This is a genomic window from Methylobacterium sp. yr668 (genome assembly GCF_900116245.1).
Classification (GTDB): Bacteria; Pseudomonadota; Alphaproteobacteria; order Rhizobiales; family Beijerinckiaceae; genus Methylobacterium.
On record NZ_FOZY01000004.1, the window covers coordinates 136,500 to 152,707 of the forward strand.

At 73.3% G+C, this 16,208-nt stretch carries 17 protein-coding genes; 7 read left to right on the plus strand and 10 right to left on the minus strand.

Annotated elements, in window-relative coordinates; all coding sequences use genetic code 11:
* The first annotated feature begins 166 nt into the window (after nt 1-166).
* On the plus strand, nt 167-1,051 hold the full coding sequence (locus BM419_RS06990) for a collagen-like domain-containing protein (protein ID WP_091925861.1): 885 nt from the start codon (nt 167-169) through the stop codon (nt 1,049-1,051).
* 10 nt (nt 1,052-1,061) lie between these two features.
* Here the strand turns inward: BM419_RS06990 and BM419_RS06995 are convergent, their stop codons facing one another.
* Nucleotides 1,062-2,279 (minus strand): TIGR03862 family flavoprotein, encoded by a 1,218-nt coding sequence (locus tag BM419_RS06995; protein ID WP_091925863.1) that lies wholly within the window; start codon nt 2,277-2,279, stop codon nt 1,062-1,064.
* A 256-nt stretch (nt 2,280-2,535) separates the two neighbouring features.
* Between BM419_RS06995 and BM419_RS07000 the strand changes: the two genes are divergently transcribed.
* Nucleotides 2,536-4,071 (plus strand): MDR family MFS transporter, encoded by a 1,536-nt coding sequence (locus BM419_RS07000; RefSeq protein ID WP_091925865.1) that lies wholly within the window; start codon nt 2,536-2,538, stop codon nt 4,069-4,071.
* Between the two features lie 275 nt (nt 4,072-4,346).
* A complete protein-coding gene (locus BM419_RS07005) occupies nt 4,347-5,381 on the plus strand; it encodes a TerC family protein (protein WP_020092281.1) in 1,035 nt (344 codons plus the stop codon).
* Nucleotides 5,382-5,405: 24 nt separating this feature from the next.
* Here BM419_RS07005 and BM419_RS07010 read toward each other — a convergent pair whose 3' ends face one another.
* From BM419_RS07010 to BM419_RS07020, 3 genes are all read right to left on the minus strand, one after another.
* Nucleotides 5,406-6,161, minus strand: coding sequence for an N-acetylmuramoyl-L-alanine amidase (locus BM419_RS07010; protein WP_091925868.1), 756 nt, complete (start codon nt 6,159-6,161; stop codon nt 5,406-5,408).
* Nucleotides 6,158-6,898 carry a TerB family tellurite resistance protein gene (locus BM419_RS07015; protein ID WP_020092283.1) on the minus strand — a complete coding sequence of 247 codons (741 nt, stop codon included), beginning with the start codon at nt 6,896-6,898 and terminating at the stop codon, nt 6,158-6,160. Before BM419_RS07015 ends, BM419_RS07010 begins: the two co-directional genes overlap by 4 nt.
* A 152-nt stretch (nt 6,899-7,050) precedes the next feature.
* Complete coding sequence (locus BM419_RS07020) at nt 7,051-7,320, minus strand: hypothetical protein (protein WP_012318984.1); 270 nt, start codon at nt 7,318-7,320, stop codon at nt 7,051-7,053.
* 251 nt (nt 7,321-7,571) lie between these two features.
* Between BM419_RS07020 and BM419_RS07025 the strand changes: the two genes are divergently transcribed.
* Nucleotides 7,572-8,285, plus strand: coding sequence for an urease accessory protein UreE (locus BM419_RS07025; RefSeq protein WP_091925870.1), 714 nt, complete (start codon nt 7,572-7,574; stop codon nt 8,283-8,285).
* A gap of 95 nt (nt 8,286-8,380) precedes the next feature.
* On the opposite strand, the gene BM419_RS07030 is transcribed toward BM419_RS07025, so the two are convergent.
* The 3 genes from BM419_RS07030 to BM419_RS33190 all read right to left on the minus strand — a co-directional run bounded on the left by BM419_RS07030 (nt 8,381) and on the right by BM419_RS33190 (nt 9,334).
* On the minus strand, nt 8,381-8,806 hold the full coding sequence (locus tag BM419_RS07030; RefSeq protein WP_091925872.1) for a GFA family protein: 426 nt from the start codon (nt 8,804-8,806) through the stop codon (nt 8,381-8,383).
* Nucleotides 8,807-8,970: 164 nt separating this feature from the next.
* Nucleotides 8,971-9,186 (minus strand): hypothetical protein, encoded by a 216-nt coding sequence (locus BM419_RS07035; protein WP_091925874.1) that lies wholly within the window; start codon nt 9,184-9,186, stop codon nt 8,971-8,973.
* Nucleotides 9,187-9,199: 13 nt separating this feature from the next.
* Nucleotides 9,200-9,334, minus strand: a complete 135-nt coding sequence (locus BM419_RS33190; protein WP_280141960.1) for a hypothetical protein — start codon at nt 9,332-9,334, stop codon at nt 9,200-9,202.
* Nucleotides 9,335-9,641: 307 nt separating this feature from the next.
* On the opposite strand from BM419_RS33190, the gene BM419_RS07040 reads away from it, so the two are divergent.
* Nucleotides 9,642-10,517, plus strand: a complete 876-nt coding sequence (locus BM419_RS07040; protein WP_091925876.1) for an SDR family oxidoreductase — start codon at nt 9,642-9,644, stop codon at nt 10,515-10,517.
* A 68-nt stretch (nt 10,518-10,585) separates the two neighbouring features.
* Here the strand turns inward: BM419_RS07040 and BM419_RS07045 are convergent, their stop codons facing one another.
* Nucleotides 10,586-12,259, minus strand: coding sequence for a methyl-accepting chemotaxis protein (locus tag BM419_RS07045; protein ID WP_042673651.1), 1,674 nt, complete (start codon nt 12,257-12,259; stop codon nt 10,586-10,588).
* A gap of 565 nt (nt 12,260-12,824) precedes the next feature.
* On the opposite strand from BM419_RS07045, the gene BM419_RS31890 reads away from it, so the two are divergent.
* Nucleotides 12,825-13,022 (plus strand): hypothetical protein, encoded by a 198-nt coding sequence (locus BM419_RS31890; RefSeq protein WP_139257056.1) that lies wholly within the window; start codon nt 12,825-12,827, stop codon nt 13,020-13,022.
* Nucleotides 13,023-13,094: 72 nt separating this feature from the next.
* Here BM419_RS31890 and BM419_RS07050 read toward each other — a convergent pair whose 3' ends face one another.
* On the minus strand, nt 13,095-13,955 hold the full coding sequence (locus tag BM419_RS07050) for a flagellar motor protein MotB (RefSeq protein ID WP_020092313.1): 861 nt from the start codon (nt 13,953-13,955) through the stop codon (nt 13,095-13,097).
* A gap of 22 nt (nt 13,956-13,977) precedes the next feature.
* Entirely contained in the window at nt 13,978-14,841 is an 864-nt protein-coding gene (motA, locus tag BM419_RS07055; RefSeq protein ID WP_020092314.1) for a flagellar motor stator protein MotA, read from the minus strand.
* A 330-nt stretch (nt 14,842-15,171) separates the two neighbouring features.
* Between motA and dusA the strand changes: the two genes are divergently transcribed.
* Nucleotides 15,172-16,191: a tRNA dihydrouridine(20/20a) synthase DusA gene (gene dusA / locus BM419_RS07060; protein WP_091925878.1), complete on the plus strand. Its 1,020-nt coding sequence runs from the start codon at nt 15,172-15,174 to the stop codon at nt 16,189-16,191.
* Nucleotides 16,192-16,208 lie beyond the last annotated feature (17 nt).

The window sequence follows — 16,208 nt, forward strand, 5'->3', positions numbered from 1 at the left end:
GGGGTCCCGGAATCGCGCGTGGCGGCAGCGGCTTGGCCTGTGGACGGCTGTGGACGCCTGTGGAATCGGCCGCCCCCGCGGCGTCCGAGGTCGCGGTTGACCGCAATCGCAGGGCGAGACCAATGTCCGGACGCCGCGCGCGTGACGCGGCCGAACCGGACCGCGCATGCGCTCAGCCCTCAGCTCAGCCCTCACCCTGACGCTCCTGCTCGCCCTGCCGGGCGCGGCGCTCGGCCAGCAGGCTGATCCGCCGGGGGCCGCCGCCCCGGATCCGGCCGCGTCCACCCCCGCGACGGGGCGGGCGCGCCCGCCCCGCCCGCGGGTCCGCCACGCGCAGGCCCCGAGCCAGCCGATCATGGTCTACGACGCGCGGATCGAGGCCGGCGACCTGCGGATCTCGGGCTCCGTGCGCAAGCCCGGCGCGATCGTGGTGCTGGACGACGACATCTCGATCCAGGCCGACCGGCGCGGCCGGTTCACCTTCCGGCTGCCCTACCGGCCCTCGACCTGCGTGGTGACGCTGAAGGCGGAGCCGGACGAGCGCGAGGCGGTCGTGGCGAACTGCGCGCCCGAGGGTCCGCCCGGACCGCCCGGTCCCCAGGGGGCTGCGGGACCGCCCGGCGAGACGGGTCCCAGGGGCGAGACCGGTCCCAAGGGGGAGCAGGGCCTCAAGGGAGATCAGGGCCTCAAGGGCGATACGGGGCCCCAGGGCGAGCCCGGCCCGAAGGGGGAGCCCGGTGCCACGGGCGCGGCCGGCCCGCAGGGCGCACCGGGCCCGAAGGGCGACACGGGAGCCTCGGGCCCGCCGGGCGCACCGGGCTCGCGGGGGCCGATCGGACCGCAGGGCGGCCCGGGCGCGAAGGGCGAGGCCGCCAGCCTGCGGCCCGTGCGCAAGTCCGACTGCCCGGGAGGCTGCACGATCACCTGCGGGACCGGGGAGATGCTGGTCACGGCCCACTGCCTCAAGGGCGGCGCGCCGACCTACGACGGGGAGGGCGCCAGCTGCCCGGCGGAAGCGACCGGCATCGTCGGGTTCTGCACGCGGCCGTGAGCCGGGCGGGTCAGCCGCCGGTCTCGCGCAGCCAGTCGAGCATCCCGGCGGCGGCCGACCGGCCGCCCGCGAAGGCGCCCTGGAGGAGGTAGCCGCCGGTCGGCGCCTCCCAGTCGAGCATCTCGCCGGCCAGGAACAGGCCGGGATGGGCGCGCAGCATGGACCGCCCGTCCAGCGCGTCGAGCCGGACGCCGCCCGCCGTCGAGATCGCCCGCTCGATCGGCGCGGAGGCGGTGAGGGTGATGGGCGCCGCCTTGATCAGCCCGGCGAGGGCCCCGGGCTCCGCCGGGAGGGCGGCGCCGGCCGCCTCGCGCAGCAGCCCCGCCGCCGCGGGCGCGAGGCCCGCGGCCTTGCGCAGCCGGGTCGCGACCGAGTCGCTTGGCCGGGCGCCGGACAGGCGGCGGGCGAGGGCGTCCCGGGTCAGGTCCGGGCGGAGATCCACGACGAGCGGCGCGCTGCCCCCGGCCGCGATCGCCTCGCGCAGGACGCGCGAGAGGGCGTAGACCGCCCCGCCCTCGAGGCCGGCCTCGGTGATCACGGCCTCGCCCCGCACCGTGGTGCCCGCGCAGGTGAGCGCCACCCGCTTCAGCGGCGCGCCAGAGAACCGCTCCCGGAACAGGTCGGACCAAGCCGCCGCGAAGCCGGCATTGGCCGGACGCAGGGGCGACACCGCCACGCCGAGCCCCTCGAGGAGCGGCACCCAGCGCCCGTCCGAGCCGAGGCGCGGCCAGCTCGCCCCGCCCAGCGCCAGCAGGGTGGCGCGCGGCCGGATGTCCAGGGGACCGTCCGGGGTCTCGAAGCGCAGGCCCCCGGCGATCCCCGTGAGCCGGTGGCGGGTCCGGATCCGGACGCCGAGGCGGTCGAGCCGCGCCAGCCACGCCCGCAGCAGGGGCGAGGCCTTGAAGCTGCGCGGGAAGACGCGCCCGCTCGTGCCGACGAAGGTCGGCTCGCCGAGATCCGCGCACCACGCCCTGAGCGCGTCGGGCGGGAAGGCCGCGATGGCCGCGTCGAGGGCGCCGCGCGGATGGTAGCGGGCGAGGAACTCGGCCCGCGCCTCGCCGTGGGTGATGTTGAGGCCGCCGCGCCCGGCGATCAGCAGCTTGCGGGCGACCGACGGCATGCGCTCGTAGACCGTGACCGCGCGGCCGGCCTCGCCCAGCACCTCGGCCGCGGCGAGCCCGGCGGGCCCCCCGCCCACGATGGCGATTGCGTCCCTGTCATCCGGCATGGGGCGGGAGAGCGACAGCCCGGCCCCCTCTGTCAAGGGCGAAGGTCGGATCGGCGCCGGGCGCCATGGGCCGGCCTCCGGCGTTGCGCTAGGAAACGGACACGCCCGAACGCACGTTCTTCCCGATCCCGGGCGCCGCGGTTACCGGTGCACCGACCCGCGACCGCGGCCCGCCCGCGCCCCCCTCATGCCGCCCCAGGCCCCGTCCGCCCCGGACGGTCGGCCGGCACGGTCCGGATCAGAGGCTCTCAGACACGTGGCCAGTCCCGTCGCCGTCACCGAGATCCAGCCGCAGGCCCAGGCGCGGCCCGCCCCGCAGGCCGCGCTCAGCCCCGGCGAGATCCGCGCCATCGTCTACGGGCTGATGACCGCGATGCTGCTCGCGGCCCTCGACCAGACCATCGTGGCGACCGCCATGCCGACCATCGGCCTCGACCTCGGCGACGCCGCGAACCTGCCCTGGATCGTCACCGCCTACCTGCTGGCCTCCACGGCGGTGACCCCGCTCTACGGCAAGCTCAGCGACATCCACGGCCGGCGGGTCATGCTGCTGATCGCCATCGCGACCTTCGTGGTCGGCTCGCTCGCCTGCGCGCTCGCGCCCACGATGGTGGCGCTGGCGCTCGCCCGGGGTCTCCAGGGTGTCGGCGGCGGCGGTCTGATCGCCCTGGCGCAGACCATCCTGGCCGACATCATGTCGCCCAAGGAGCGGGCGCGCTACCAGGTGGTGATCGCGGGCGTGTTCGTGACGGCCTCGGTGGCGGGGCCGCTGCTCGGCGGTCTCTTCGCCCAGCACCTGCACTGGTCCCTGATCTTCTGGATCAACCTGCCGATCGGCGTCCTCGCCTTCGCGCTCACCAACGCCAACCTCAAGCGCCTGCCCCGCCACGAGCGCCGCCACCGGCTGGACTATCCCGGCGCCGCCCTGATGGTGGCGGGCTCCGTCACCCTCCTGCTGGCCCTGAGCTGGGGCGGGGTGCGCTACCCCTGGGACTCCGCACCGGTCCTCGCCCTCCTCGCCGGGGCGGCCGTGCTGGGCGGCGGCTTCGCGGCGCGGCTCGCCACGGCGGCCGAGCCGCTGATCCCCACGGAGGTGCTCAAGGACCGGGTGGTCTACAGCGCGACGCTGGCCGCGTGCTTCGCCATGGGCACCTTCATCGGGCTCACCATCTACGTGCCGATCTTCCTCGAAGGGGTGATCGGGCTCTCGGCGAGCGAGTCCGGCGTGGCCCTGGTGCCGCTGATGATCGGCACCGTCACGGGCGCGACCCTGTCGGGCCGGTCGATGCTGCATTTCCGGCACTACAAGCGCCTGCCCCTGGCGATGATGTGCGTCAGCCTCGCCTGCTGCGCCACTATCGCCTGGCAGGGCCGGGCGCTGCCCTTCTGGCTCATGGAGGTGCTGTTCGCGCTGCTCTCCATGGGGATCGGGACGATCCTCCCGCTCTCGACCATCTCGATCCAGAACGCGGTGGAGACGCACCAGCTCGGCATCGCCACCGCCGCGATGAACTTCTTCCGCTCCCTCGGCGGGGCGCTGATCGTGGCGGCCTTCGGCACGATCGTGCTCGGCGGCGCCGCGGGCGGGGCCGGGGGAGGGGCCCACGACGTGGAGAGCCTGATCCGCGGCGCGGACCCGGCCCAGCTCGCCCTGACCTTCCGCCACGTCTTCCTGGCCGCCTGCCTCGGCCTGCTCGGAGCCTTCACGTTCCTGGCGCTGATGGAGGAGCGGCCCCTGCGCGAGCGCACATCCCCCAAGATGGCCGCCGAGACGCCGGACGCCTCCGCCTGACGGCCTCGCGGAACCGGACGCGGTCCCTCACCCCGCGCGCGCTCCTGTTCCAGGACAGGAGGCCGCCCCGACGCGCGCGCCCGCGTCGCGGCGGGGCCACGGGGAGCGGATAGCGTCACCGGACCGCGCGCCGGCCGGGCGCTCTGCCCTTGATTCGCCCGGATCACCGCTTACGTCGGCCCCATCGGCTGCGGGCCCCTCTGGCGGGCGCTCCTCAGCGCCCGTGATGTCGGAGCCGATGCTTTCCATCTGGAATCAGCATCAGGTCCCCGCACATGATGGACGTCCTCACCGTCGAATGGCTCGGCAAGCCGTTGTGGATGTGGCTCGGGTTCCACGTCCTGATCGCCTGCCTGCTCGCCTTCGACCTCGGGCTCCTCCACCGCGACAAGGAGCACGAGATCGGCGTCCGGGAGAGCTTGGCTCTCACTGGCTTCTACCTCGCCCTCGGCCTCGCCTTCGGCGGCTGGATCTGGTGGTATCTCGGGCCGTCTTCCGCCGAGGAGTACGTCACCGGCCTCGTGGTCGAGAAGTCGCTGTCGATGGACAACGTCTTCGTCATCGCCATGATCCTCACGGCCCTGGGCATCCCGCGGGCGGCCCAGCACCGGGTTCTCCTCTGGGGCATCCTGGCGGCCGTGGTGCTGCGCGGGCTGATGATCGGGCTCGGCGCCGCCCTGGTGCACGAGGTGCACTGGGTGCTCTCCCTGTTCGCCGCCTTCCTGATCTACGCCGGCCTGAAGATCCTGCTCTCGGGCGACGAGGAGGAAGGCGACTTCCAGAACAGTGCCGTCGTGCGCTGGTTCAAGACGACCTTCCGGGTCACGCCCGACCTGCACGGCCAGCGCTTCACCGTGCGCAAGACCGACCCGAGGACCGGCAAGGTCGCCCTGTACTTCACCCCGCTGGCCCTCGCCCTGGTGCTGGTGAACGGCGCCGACGTGATCTTCGCGGTCGACAGCGTGCCGGCGATCTTCGCGATCACCACCGACACGTTCGTGGTCTACACCTCCAACATCTTCGCGATCCTGGGCCTGCGCGCCCTCTACTTCGCGCTCGCCGCGATGGTCGACCGGTTCGCCTACCTGAAGACGGCGCTGGCCTTCATCCTGATCTTCATCGGCGCCAAGATCGTGGTCGCCGACACGTTCGGGCTCATCCACGTGCAGCCCTGGGTCTCCCTGGTGGTGACCCTGACGCTGCTGGCGGCGGGCGTCTTCTACAGCCTCTGGCGGACCCGGACCGACGCGCCGGTCGCGCCGGCCCCGGAGGCCGGGCACCCCCGCGAGGCCCGGGCCCACCGCGCCTGAGGGGGCCCGGCGGGCGCCTGGCCCTCAGGCCGGCGGCAGCGCCGCGATCAGGTCGCGCAGGGTGGTGATGGTCGAGGCGTCGGCCACGCCGTCCACCCGCGCCGGGCGGAAGTGGCGCTGGAACGCGGTGACCACCGCCTGGGTGCGCGCGTCGAACAGACCGGTCACCGGCAGGTCGTAGCCGTAGATTGCGAACATCGCCTGCAGCGCCTCGACGGGCTGGCCGGCATCGCCCCGCGCGAAGAACCGGCCGTCCTGGAGGCGCGCGGGGGGCACGCGGTGCCCCACCCCCGCCGCCGCCAGACGGTCCCACGGGAAGATCTCCCCCGGATCCTCCTTGCGCTCGGGCGCGACGTCGGAATGGGCGAGCACCCGCTCCGGCGGGATCGGCCAGCGGCCGAGGACGTCCCGGGCCAGCGCGATCACCGCCTCGACCTGGGCCTCCGGGTAGGGCGGCAGGCCGCCGGCATGGCCCGGGTTCACGATCTCGATCCCGATCGACCGGGAATTGACGTCGGTCTCGCCCTTCCAGGCGCCGGCGCCGGCGTGCCAGGCCCGGCGGGCCTCCGGCACCATCTGGACGATCCCGCCATCCTCGAACACGAGGTAGTGCGCCGAGACCTCGCTCAGCGGGTCGCGCAGGCGCGCGAGGGCGGCGGCCCCGCTGTCCATCCCGGTGTAGTGCAGGATCAGCATGTCGAGCGGCCCCGCGCGGCGGGCGCCGTGGTTCGGCGAGGGCGCGACGCGGCGGGCGAGGGGGCTGTCGGGGGTCAGGCTCACCGCAGCCCGCGCTCCTGCGCGATCCGGTCATAAGCGGCGTTGATCGCGGCGAGCCGCCGCGTGGCGATGGCCACCGCCTCCGTCGGCAGGCCGCGGGCGAGCGCCCGGTCCGGGTGGTGCTCGGCCACCAGCGCCCGGTGGCGGGCCTTCACGGCGGCGTCGTCCGCCTCGCGGTCGAGCCCGAGGACGCCGTAGGGATCGTCCGGCAACCGCACGTGGCGGGCGGCGATGCGCCGGAACGCCGCCTCGTCGAAGCCGAAGATGCCCGAGACCGCGCGCAGGTAGCGCTCCTCGGCCTCGTGCAGCGCCCCGTCGGCGCCGGCGATCTGGAACAGGCCGTCGAGCACATCCTCGAGGAGGGCCGGCTCGTCGCCGAAGGTGGTCGCCAGCTGCTGGGCGTAGGCCTCGAAGCCGTTCGTGGTCTTCTTGGCGAGGTCGAACAGGCGCTCGACGCCTGCCCGCGCGGACGGCTCCACCTGCACGACCCGGCCGAACGCCTCGACCTCCGAGGGCAGCACGACGCCGTCGGACTTGGCCATCTTGGCGGCGAGCGCCACGAGGCCGGTGGTGAACACGACGTCGCGCGGCGTCCGCCCGAAGGGCGCGCCGACGCGGTCGAGCAGGAAATGACCGGCGACCCCGCCGATCAGCGCCCCGAGCGGGCCGCCGATCGCGAGGCCGAATCCGGCGCCGCCGAGCTTGCCCCAGACGCCCTGGGTCTTGGTCGCCTGAGTCATGGGACGACCGGTCCCGGCGCTGATCCTCGGCTCGGCTCTGTCATCGGCGGCGGCGGGGTTCCGGCACCGGGACGGGCCCGGCCGAGCGACGGGATAGCCGCTCCGCACGCCGCGAGGAAGGGCCGGGACGCGCCCGGCCCGCCCCCTTCAGCTCAGCGGCAGTACACGTTGCCGTAGGCGTCGCGATAGGTGCCGTAGGGGCAGCGCGGCGCGGTCGAGGCGCCCACGATGGCGCCGCCGGCGCCGCCGATCGCGGCACCCGCCAGGGCACCGCCCGCGCGGCCGGTGGCCGCCGCGCCGATCGCGGCACCGGTCAGGGCGCCGAGGCCGGCGCCGCCCAGAGCCCGGTCCTCCGGGGTGTTGCAGCCGGCGAGCGAGAGGGCGGCGATGGTGGCGATGGCGGCGGCCGTCAGCTTCTTCATGGTCCCCAGAACTCCCTTGTGAATCCGGTCCGGCCGGTGGCCGTGATCGTTGCGGATCGGGTCGAGCTTAGCAGGAAAGGAATGTCGGCCATACGGCTAAGGTTCCATCGGACGCGAGACGCGTTGCGAGACGAGTTGCGCCCGGTTCCCGTCTCGCCCTATGCCACGTTCGGAGGCGCTCCGGCCGCGGTGCCGCGACGCCCTATCCGGCACCACGCCCGGCACCAGTCCGGCACATGTCCGAGGGTCCCATGCCGACAGCCACCACGATCGTCCGCCGGGCCGCGGTCCGCGCCGACCGCGTCGCCGACACGGTGACCCTCGACCGCGCGGGCCGGGCTGCCGTCGCTGGATCCCTGGTCGCCGAGGGCGGCCTCGGCTTCGACGTCGCGCTCACCAAGGCCGCGGCGCTCGAGGACGGCGACGCCCTGCGCCTCGACGACGGCCGGCTCGTCGCGGTGCGGGCGGCCGCCGAGGACCTCCTGGAGGTGCGCGCCGAGAATCCGGCCCGCCTGCTGCGCCTGGCCTGGCAGCTCGGCGGCAGCCACGTGGACGCCGAGATCGGCGCGGACGTGCTCTACGTGCCGGCGACGCCCGCCGCGGCCGAGCTGGTGCGCGGGCAGGGCTGCGTCGCGACCCCGGTCTCCCGTGCCTTCCGTCCCGAGCAGGCCGCCCACGATCACAGCACCTGCGGGCACGATCACGGGCACGACCATCACGCCCACCATCATCACGACCACGGGCATGAGCACGGGCATGAGCACGGGCATGAGCACGGGCATGAGCACGGGCATGAGCACGCCCACGCGCACGATCATGGCCACAGCCACGATCACGGGCACGAGAAGCACGGCCACGATCATGCCCACGGACACAGCCATGATCACGGCCATGATCACGAGCACGGGCACCAGAAGCACGGCCACGTGCACGGTCCCGGCTGCGGCTGCGGCCACGATCACTAGCGGTTGAGCAGGGCCCGATCGGGGATCCCGCACCGGGCCCACACCGCGGACGGTCCGCCGCCGTCACGCGGCCCTCACGCAGCCCTACGCGGCCGTCACTCTGCCGGGACGAAGCGCAGCGTGCCGGCGCGCCGCGTGGGCTGGCCGGTGTCGTTCGTGTGATTGACGCCGTCCATCACCGGGACCTCCGGAAAGTCGAAGGGACTGACCCCGTCCAGGCAGGCCACGTTGACGGCGTGGACGTTCGGGTCCGACCGCCGCTGATGGTGCGTGTAGACGCCGCAGCGGGAGCAGAAGAAGTGCTGCGCCGCCCCGGTATGGAACCGGTAGGTCGTCAGCGCCTCCGCCCCCTCCAGGATCCTCACCCCGCCCGGCCGCGCCATGACGACGACGGCGCCGCGCATGCGGCAGTAGGAGCAGGTGCAGCGTCGGATCGACGCGAGATCCCCGTCGAGGGCCGCCTCGAAGCGCACCGCCCCGCAGTGGCAGTGTCCGGACCGGGTCGTCGCGTCGTCCGCCATGGTGCTGGGCATCCCGTGCGTTTTCCTGCGACCGGGCGCGGCGGCAGAGCCGGCCGGCACCTCGAACCCTAAGTTTCCGGCACCGTGCGGACAATCACCATGTCCTCACACGATGTGTCAGGAAAACTCACGCAGGGTCTCCGGCGGCCCGAGATCCCTGCCGGTCACAGGCGCTTCGGGACGGACCTGAGGCAGTAGAGGCGCGCCGCCTCGGCGGACAGGCTGTCCTGGGCGGCCACGCACTGGTCGAGGGTGAGGCCGATGCTGGCCGCGTAGGGCTCGTTGGGCGACAGCGCCGCGCGGGCGAGGGCCGCCAGGTACAGCAGGAACGCCGCGACCGCGACGACCAGCGCGGCGACGAGGACGCGGTTCAGCAGCATCGCCGGCGACCGCTCACGGGATCCCGACCAGCAGCAGCGCGAGCGCGAGCACCGTGAGTCCCGCTCCGATCAGCGCCGCGGCGGTGTAGTCGCGTCCGGACCGGCGCGCGGGGGCGCGGCCGGGCCGGCTCACTGCAGCAGGCCCCACAGGCCCGTCGCCAGACCGAAGGTGAGCGAGAGCATCGCTGCGCAGAGCAGGACCCGGTCGATCACGCGGGCGGCCCGATCCTCCGGCTGAACGTCGATCATGGCGGGACCTCCTCGCGGCCAGAGTGACGAGCGGCTGTTGCTGACCTGTGTCGGCCCCTCGCCGGCACACGGGTTCGTGTTGTCCGCGAGGGGGGAAGGGCGGCGGGCGGCCTCGAACAGGGCTGTGCCGGCGGGGCGCGGCGCCAGGGCACCGGAACACCCGGGATGCCGTGCGGTTGGACCGGCATCCCCATCGGAGACGACGCGTGACCACGGATCCGCTGCACAAGTATCCCCGCCCGCCCTTCGCGGCGCAGCCCCAGAGCTTCCCCGGCAAGACCGGCCGCATGGAGCCCGAACCCGACCACGGCGAGGCGAGCTACAAGGGCTCGGGCAAGCTGACCGGCCAGGCCGCGCTGATCACCGGCGGCGATTCCGGTATCGGCCGCGCGGTCGCCATCGCCTTCGCCCGGGAAGGGGCCGATATCGCCATCTCCTACCTGCCGGACGAGCAGGCCGACGCGGAGGCGGTCGCCCAGTGGGTCGAGAAGGCGGGTCGGCGGGCGCTGCTCCTGCCGGGCGACCTCAAGGACGCCGCCTACGGGCGCCAGATCGTCGCCCGCACGGTCGAGACGTTCGGGCGCCTCGACGTGCTGGTCAACAACGGCGCGTTCCAGCAGCCGAACGAGGACCTCGCCGGGATCGACGACACCGTGTTCGAGGACCATTTCCGCACCAACGTGTTCGGCGCGTTCTACGTGACCAAGGCGGCGCTCGCCCATCTCAAGCCCGGCGCCTCGGTGATCTTCACCTCCTCGGTGAATTCCAAGCACCCGATGCCGTCGCTCATGGCCTACAGCGCCACCAAGGGCGCCCTGAGCAACATGGTGCTCAGCTTGGCCCAGCTCCTCGCCGAGAAGGGCGTGCGCGTGAACGGCGTGCTGCCCGGGCCGATCTGGACCCCGTTCATCCCCTCCGGGATGAGCCAGGATTCGGTGAAATCCTTCGGCAGTCAGGTGCCGTTCGGCCGGCCCGGACAACCGGCCGAACTCGCCTCGGCCTACGTGATGCTGGCCTCCGAGGAGAGCAGCTACACGTCGGGCGCGCTCGTCACGGTGGCCGGGGCCATGCCGGTGTTCTGACGCGCCTCTCCCGCGCGTTTCACGGACAGGCCCCGCGGCAGCGGCGCCCGTCCGGGGCGACGGCGCGCTCAGGCGGCGCGCATCTCGACGAGGAAGCGCATCACCTCGGCGCGCAGGGCCTCGGCGCTGCGGCAGACGTCGCCGGCCGCGGCACCGACCTCCCCGGCCACGCGGTGCGTCGCCTCCGCCGCCGACGAGGCCGAGACCACGTTCGCGCTCACCGCGTCGGTCCCCCGGGCGGCCTCGTCGATGTTCTGCGAGATGTGCCCGGTGGCGAACCGCTGCTGCTCGACCGCCGCCGCGATCGCGCTGGCGATCGCGTTCATCGTGTCGACGGTCCTCCCGATCGAGTGGACCGCGCCGACCGCCTCCGTCGTCTCGCCCTGGATCGCCGCGATCTGCGCGGTGATCTCCTCCGTGGCCTTCGCGGTCTGCCCGGCCAGGCCCTTCACCTCGGCGGCGACCACCGCGAAGCCGCGCCCCGACTCGCCCGCCCGCGCCGCCTCGATCGTGGCGTTCAGCGCCAGCAGGTTGGTCTGCTCGGCGATCGCCGAGATGATCCGCACGACCTCCCCGATCCGCTCCGCCGCCCCGGCGAGGCCGCGGATCTGCCGGTCGGTCCGCTCCGCCTCGCTCACCGCCTGACCGGCGATCGCGGCCGACTTGGTGACCTGCCCGCCGATCTCGCCGATCGAGGCGGACAGCTCCTCGGTCGCCGCCGCCACCGTCTGCACGTTGGCGGCCGCCTGCTGCGCCGCCCCGGCCGCCGAGCCGGCCTGCCGCGACGCCTGCGCGGCGGTGTCGGCCATCGCCCGACAGGCCTCCCGCATGCCGGCCGCGGCGGTGTCGACCCGTGCCAGGAGCTGGCTGGCCTCGGTGTCGAAGCTGCGGGTCACCGCCTCCATCCACTGGGCCCGCTCCTGCCGACGCTCCTGCTCGGCGCGCTGCTCGGTCGACAGGGTCCGCGCCTCGATCATGCTGTCCCGGAACACGCCGGCGGCCTCGGCCATCTGGCCGATCTCGTCGCGCCGGCCGAGACCCGGGATGGCGACGTCCGTCGCGCCGCCGGCGAGGCGGCGCAGGGCGGCCGTGAAGGCGCTCAGGGGGCGGGTGATGCTGCGCGCCAGCAGGAACCCGACCAGCCCGATCCCGATCGCGAGGGGGATCAGCCAGAGCAGGGTGGTGACCATCCGCGCCCGGTCCAGGGCGTGGATGTCGTCCACGTACAGGGCCGAATTGATGACCCATTGCCAAGGCTCGTAGGCGAGCGAGTAGGCGACCTTCGGGGCGGGCTCGGTCTCGCCGAGGCGGGCCCAGCGGTACTCGGTGAAGCCGCCGCCCTCCCGGGCGTGCTGGATCATCGTCCAGACGAAGGTCTTCTTCATCGCCGCGTCGTCGCGGGACCGCGTGCCCTCGATCTTGGGATCGGGATGCACGACGTTGCGGCCGATGTTGCCCGGCTCCGAGCTGTAGACGAAGACGTAGTCGCCGCCGTTGTAGCGCATGGCCCGCAGCGCCTCCGCCGCGCGCCGCCGCGCCTCGTCGGCCGAGACGGCGCCGGCCTCCGCCTGCCGGGCGAACGCCGCCACGATGCCGTGCGCCGACTCGACCTGGGCGCGGATGGCGGCCTTGCGCCCCTCCATCATCACCGCGCCGACGGACGAGACCTGGACGCCCACGATCGATATGAATGCCAGAAGGATGCTACTGATAAGACAAAATATCTTTCTACCGATCGTCATATCAAATATTCCTAACTATAAATAAAGCTACACCGCGAAGCTCGCGGATCGAATCAACTGTCCTTCGGCGCCGCGCCCGCCGATCATCTGCCGAACATTGGAATAATTCCATTCCGGCCACACATGTGAGATATGCTTCATCGCGCTCCCGGCGGAGCGGTCGGCCGGGACGATCGACCTCGTCGCGGACGGTCTCGTGCCGCCGTCGCACGGCCCGCGGGCGCCGATCGGCGGGCCGGACCGCGAGCGGTCAGGCCAGTCGAAGGCGGCGACGGACGCGCGCATCGCGGCGCCGGAGCGGGCGAGGCAGGAACACGACGTTCGAGAGGTGCACGCCGCGCGACACGCGGCGGGCCAGCGAGCCGCCGGTCGTCCACGCCCGCCCGTCGGCCGCGCTCGACCGGCTGCTCCGGGCGGCCTGCCGCCGGTCCGCTTCCGGGAGGCAGGGCGGGGGAGGCGGGTTGCGCGCAGGTCCCGGCGGTGAATCGTCGGACGCTGTCGCGCCCCGTGGAGCGCGCCGCGCGGCCCGACCGCGACATCGATTTCCGGCGTCCCGGCCGAGAGGATGCCCGGGGCTGACCCGGATCGCGCCGGTGCGGCCTCGAACCCGGAAACTCCGAGCGCGGCGGGCTCAGGGATCGCGGTGCCGCTCGCGGGCGACGCGCGCGCCGCCGCGCCGTCAGCCTACCGCCTCGGCGCGGCGCGGGCGCTCGGCCCGGTCGCGGGCCACCCGCGCCGCCTCGACACCGCGCGCAGCGCGTGACGCGCCGCGGTGACGTGAGGCGGCATCGACGGCGCGCCGCGTCGCGGTCCGACGCGGCGCGCCGCTCCGGCGTCAGCGGAGAAGGTTCGGGGGCACCGGCGGGCTCGCGTTGAGCAGCGTGATCGTCACCCGCCGGTTCGGCGCGAGGTAGGGATTGTCCGGGAAAACCGGCTCCGTGTCGCCGCGTCCCGACACGGAGGAGAAGTTGTCGTTGGGAACCCCGGCACCCGACAGGACCTCGCGCACGGCGAGGGCACGCCCGGCGGAGAGGTTCCAGGGCTCGCCGGCCCGCGTCGAGCCCGGGCGCGCGACGGCCGTGTAGCCGGTGATCGACAGGCGGTTGGGCAGCCGCCGGATGGCGGGCGCGAGGGCCTCCAGCACGCGACGGGTGCGGTCGTAGGGCTCGACGGACCCCTCGCGGAACATGGCGCGGCCGTCCTGGTCCACGAGGGAGACGTTCACGCCCTCCTTGGTCTGCTCGATCACGATGTTCTTCGACAGTTCGGCGATGTCGGGCATCGTCTGGAGCGCCTGCCGGAGGCTGGCTATGGCGCTGAAATTGGCCTCCACGTTGGCGACCGGGCGGCTGGCATCGACGTCGCTGACGCGCCCCGGGCTGGTCGGGCGCGTGATCTCCTCCCGCTCGGCGGAGCCCCGCTCCGCGTCGCGGGGCGTGGACGGCTTGTTGCCGGACGTGTCGAGGGCGGTCCCGTACAGGATTCCGCCGGCGCCGCTGGTCGCAGGGCTCAGAGCCGCCGGCGAGAAGTACTCCGCCAGGCCGATCTTCTGCTCCTGCGTCGTCATGCTGATCAGCCACATCAGCAGGAAGAACGCCATCATGGCGGTCACGAAGTCCGCGTAGGCGATCTTCCAGGCCCCGCCGTGGTGGGCGTGGGCGGCCTTCTTGACCTTCTTGATGATGATCGTCGCCATGGACTCCCTCCCGGATGTCGGATCAGCTCTGGGCGGGCAGAGCGGCGGTCGCCGCTTCCACTTCGTTGAAGGTCGGGCGGACGTCGCTCATCAGGGACTTGCGGGCGAACTCGACCGCCATCACCGGCGGCTGGCCGGCGATGTGGGCGAGCAGCCCCGCCTTGAGCGAGAGATAGTACTTGGACTCGGCCTCGAAGAGGCTCTTGAGCGACTGCGCCATGGGCCCGAAGAAGCCGTAGGCCACGAAGACGCCGAAGAAGGTACCGACGAGCGCGCCGCCGATCAGGTGTCCCAGCACCTCCGGCGGCTCCTTGATCGCCCCCATCGTCTTGATCACGCCGAGCACGGCGGCGACGATGCCGAGCGCCGGCGTCCCGTCGGCGAGCGACTGCATGGCCGAGACGACGCGCTCCTGCTCCTGATGGTGCGTCTCCAGCTCCTCATCCATGAGCGCGTCGATCTCGTGGACGTTGTTGGCGCCCAGCGTCACCATGCGCATGTAGTCGCAGACGAACTCGACCGCGTGGTGGTTCGCCGCGAAGGTCGGGAAGGCGTTGAACAGCGTCGACTCGCCCGGATCCTCGATGTGCGGCTCGAGCGCCATCGCACCCTTCTGCTTCGCGAGCTTGAACAACGAATACTGCATTCCCAGCAGCTCGACATAGGATTGCTGATTGTACTTCGGGCCCTTGATCAGCGTGCCCAGCATGGCGGGCACGGCCTTGAGCACCGGCCCGGTGTTGCCGATGACGAAGGCGCCGATCGCCGCACCCAGGATGATGACGAACTCGAACGGCTGCCACAGGACCAGCAGATGGCCGCCCATCGCCGCGTAGCTGCCGAAGACGCAGGCGAAGACGATCACTGTGCCGACGATCAGCCGCATGATGTGCCATCCTTGCGCGGCGGCAGATGCACCCCGCGCGACGCTACCAATGACCTGGGAAATCACTGATCTTGGTTAACGGCGCGTTTAGAGCCGCGGCGGGCGCGCCGGTCGACGGTCCGGGCCCCGCGGTGGACCGTGCCGTCTCTTTTGACGACGATCCGGGCGTGATACCCCGTCGTCCCGTGCTTCCCGGCGGACTCGACCATGGTCCCCATCGCGCCCCCCGCGGTGGGACCGGACGGGGCCGAGCAGGCACGCCACAGCCGGATTCCGAGCAGTCCGACGCCCGATGGGGCACGCCGAGATACAGCACGAGAGCGACAGCAAGTGATTGCCGCAGCGGAAGAACCCAGAACTCTCAGCGGATGGCGCTTCTCCGTCGCCCCGATGATGGACTGGACGGACCGCCACTGCCGGGCGTTCCACCGGTCCCTCTCGGCGCGCGCCCGCCTCTACACCGAGATGGTGACGACCGGCGCGGTGCTGCACGGGCCGCGGGAGCGCCTGCTCGGCTTCGCGGAGATCGAGCACCCGGTGGCGGTCCAGCTCGGCGGCTCGGACCCGGCGGACCTGGCGCGGGCCGCCCGGATCGCCGCGGATCTCGGCTACGACGAGGTCAATCTCAACGTCGGCTGCCCCTCGGACCGGGTGCAGGAGGGCCGCTTCGGCGCCTGCCTGATGCGCGAGCCGGCCCTGGTCGGCGACTGCGTCGCCGCCATGAAGGCCGCGGTCCCCGTGCCGGTGACGGTGAAGTGCCGGATCGGCGTCGACGACCAGGACCCCGAGGCGGCGCTCGACACCCTGGCCGACGCCGTGGTGGCAGCGGGCGTCGACGGGCTGATCGTCCACGCCCGCAAGGCGTGGCTCCAGGGACTCTCGCCCAAGGAGAACCGGGACGTGCCGCCCCTCGATTACGGCCGCGCCGCGCGGCTGAAGCGGCGGCTTCCCGGCCTGCCGATCGCGGTCAACGGCGGCCTGCGCGACCTGGATTCCGCGCGGGCGCGGCTCGCCGAGGTCGACGGCGTCATGGTCGGCCGCGCCGCCTACACCGAGCCGGCGCTCCTGCTCGGGGTCGATCCCGACCTGTTCGGCGTGCCGGCCCCGGCCCCCGACGCCTTCGCGGCGGTCGCGGCGTTCGAGCCCTACATCGCCGCGTGCCTCGCCCGGGGCGAGCGCCTCCACGCGGTCACCCGGCACATGCTCGGCCTGTTCAACGGCCGGCCGGGCGCGCGGGCCTTCCGGCGCCACCTCTCGACCCACGGGATGCGCCCGGAGGCCGACCTCGCGACCCTGCGGGAGGCGGTGGCGCTGGTCTCCCGCGCCGCCCCCGAGGCCCGCGCCGCCTGAGCGCCTTGCGCGGCGGC

What these genes read in the sequence shown, in the direction of transcription:
- BM419_RS06990 (WP_091925861.1), top strand. Translation starts at nt 167, where the DNA reads ATGCGCTCAGCCCTCAGCTCAGCCCTCACCCTGACGCTCCTGCTCGCC.
- BM419_RS06995 (WP_091925863.1), bottom strand. Translation starts at nt 2,279, where the DNA reads ATGCCGGATGACAGGGACGCAATCGCCATCGTGGGCGGGGGGCCCGCC.
- BM419_RS07005 (WP_020092281.1), top strand. Translation starts at nt 4,347, where the DNA reads ATGATGGACGTCCTCACCGTCGAATGGCTCGGCAAGCCGTTGTGGATG.
- BM419_RS07015 (WP_020092283.1), bottom strand. Translation starts at nt 6,898, where the DNA reads ATGACTCAGGCGACCAAGACCCAGGGCGTCTGGGGCAAGCTCGGCGGC.
- BM419_RS07020 (WP_012318984.1), bottom strand. Translation starts at nt 7,320, where the DNA reads ATGAAGAAGCTGACGGCCGCCGCCATCGCCACCATCGCCGCCCTCTCG.
- BM419_RS07025 (WP_091925870.1), top strand. Translation starts at nt 7,572, where the DNA reads ATGCCGACAGCCACCACGATCGTCCGCCGGGCCGCGGTCCGCGCCGAC.
- BM419_RS07030 (WP_091925872.1), bottom strand. Translation starts at nt 8,806, where the DNA reads ATGGCGGACGACGCGACGACCCGGTCCGGACACTGCCACTGCGGGGCG.
- BM419_RS07035 (WP_091925874.1), bottom strand. Translation starts at nt 9,186, where the DNA reads ATGCTGCTGAACCGCGTCCTCGTCGCCGCGCTGGTCGTCGCGGTCGCG.
- BM419_RS07045 (WP_042673651.1), bottom strand. Translation starts at nt 12,259, where the DNA reads ATGACGATCGGTAGAAAGATATTTTGTCTTATCAGTAGCATCCTTCTG.
- BM419_RS31890 (WP_139257056.1), top strand. Translation starts at nt 12,825, where the DNA reads ATGCCCGGGGCTGACCCGGATCGCGCCGGTGCGGCCTCGAACCCGGAA.
- BM419_RS07050 (WP_020092313.1), bottom strand. Translation starts at nt 13,955, where the DNA reads ATGGCGACGATCATCATCAAGAAGGTCAAGAAGGCCGCCCACGCCCAC.
- motA (WP_020092314.1), bottom strand. Translation starts at nt 14,841, where the DNA reads ATGCGGCTGATCGTCGGCACAGTGATCGTCTTCGCCTGCGTCTTCGGC.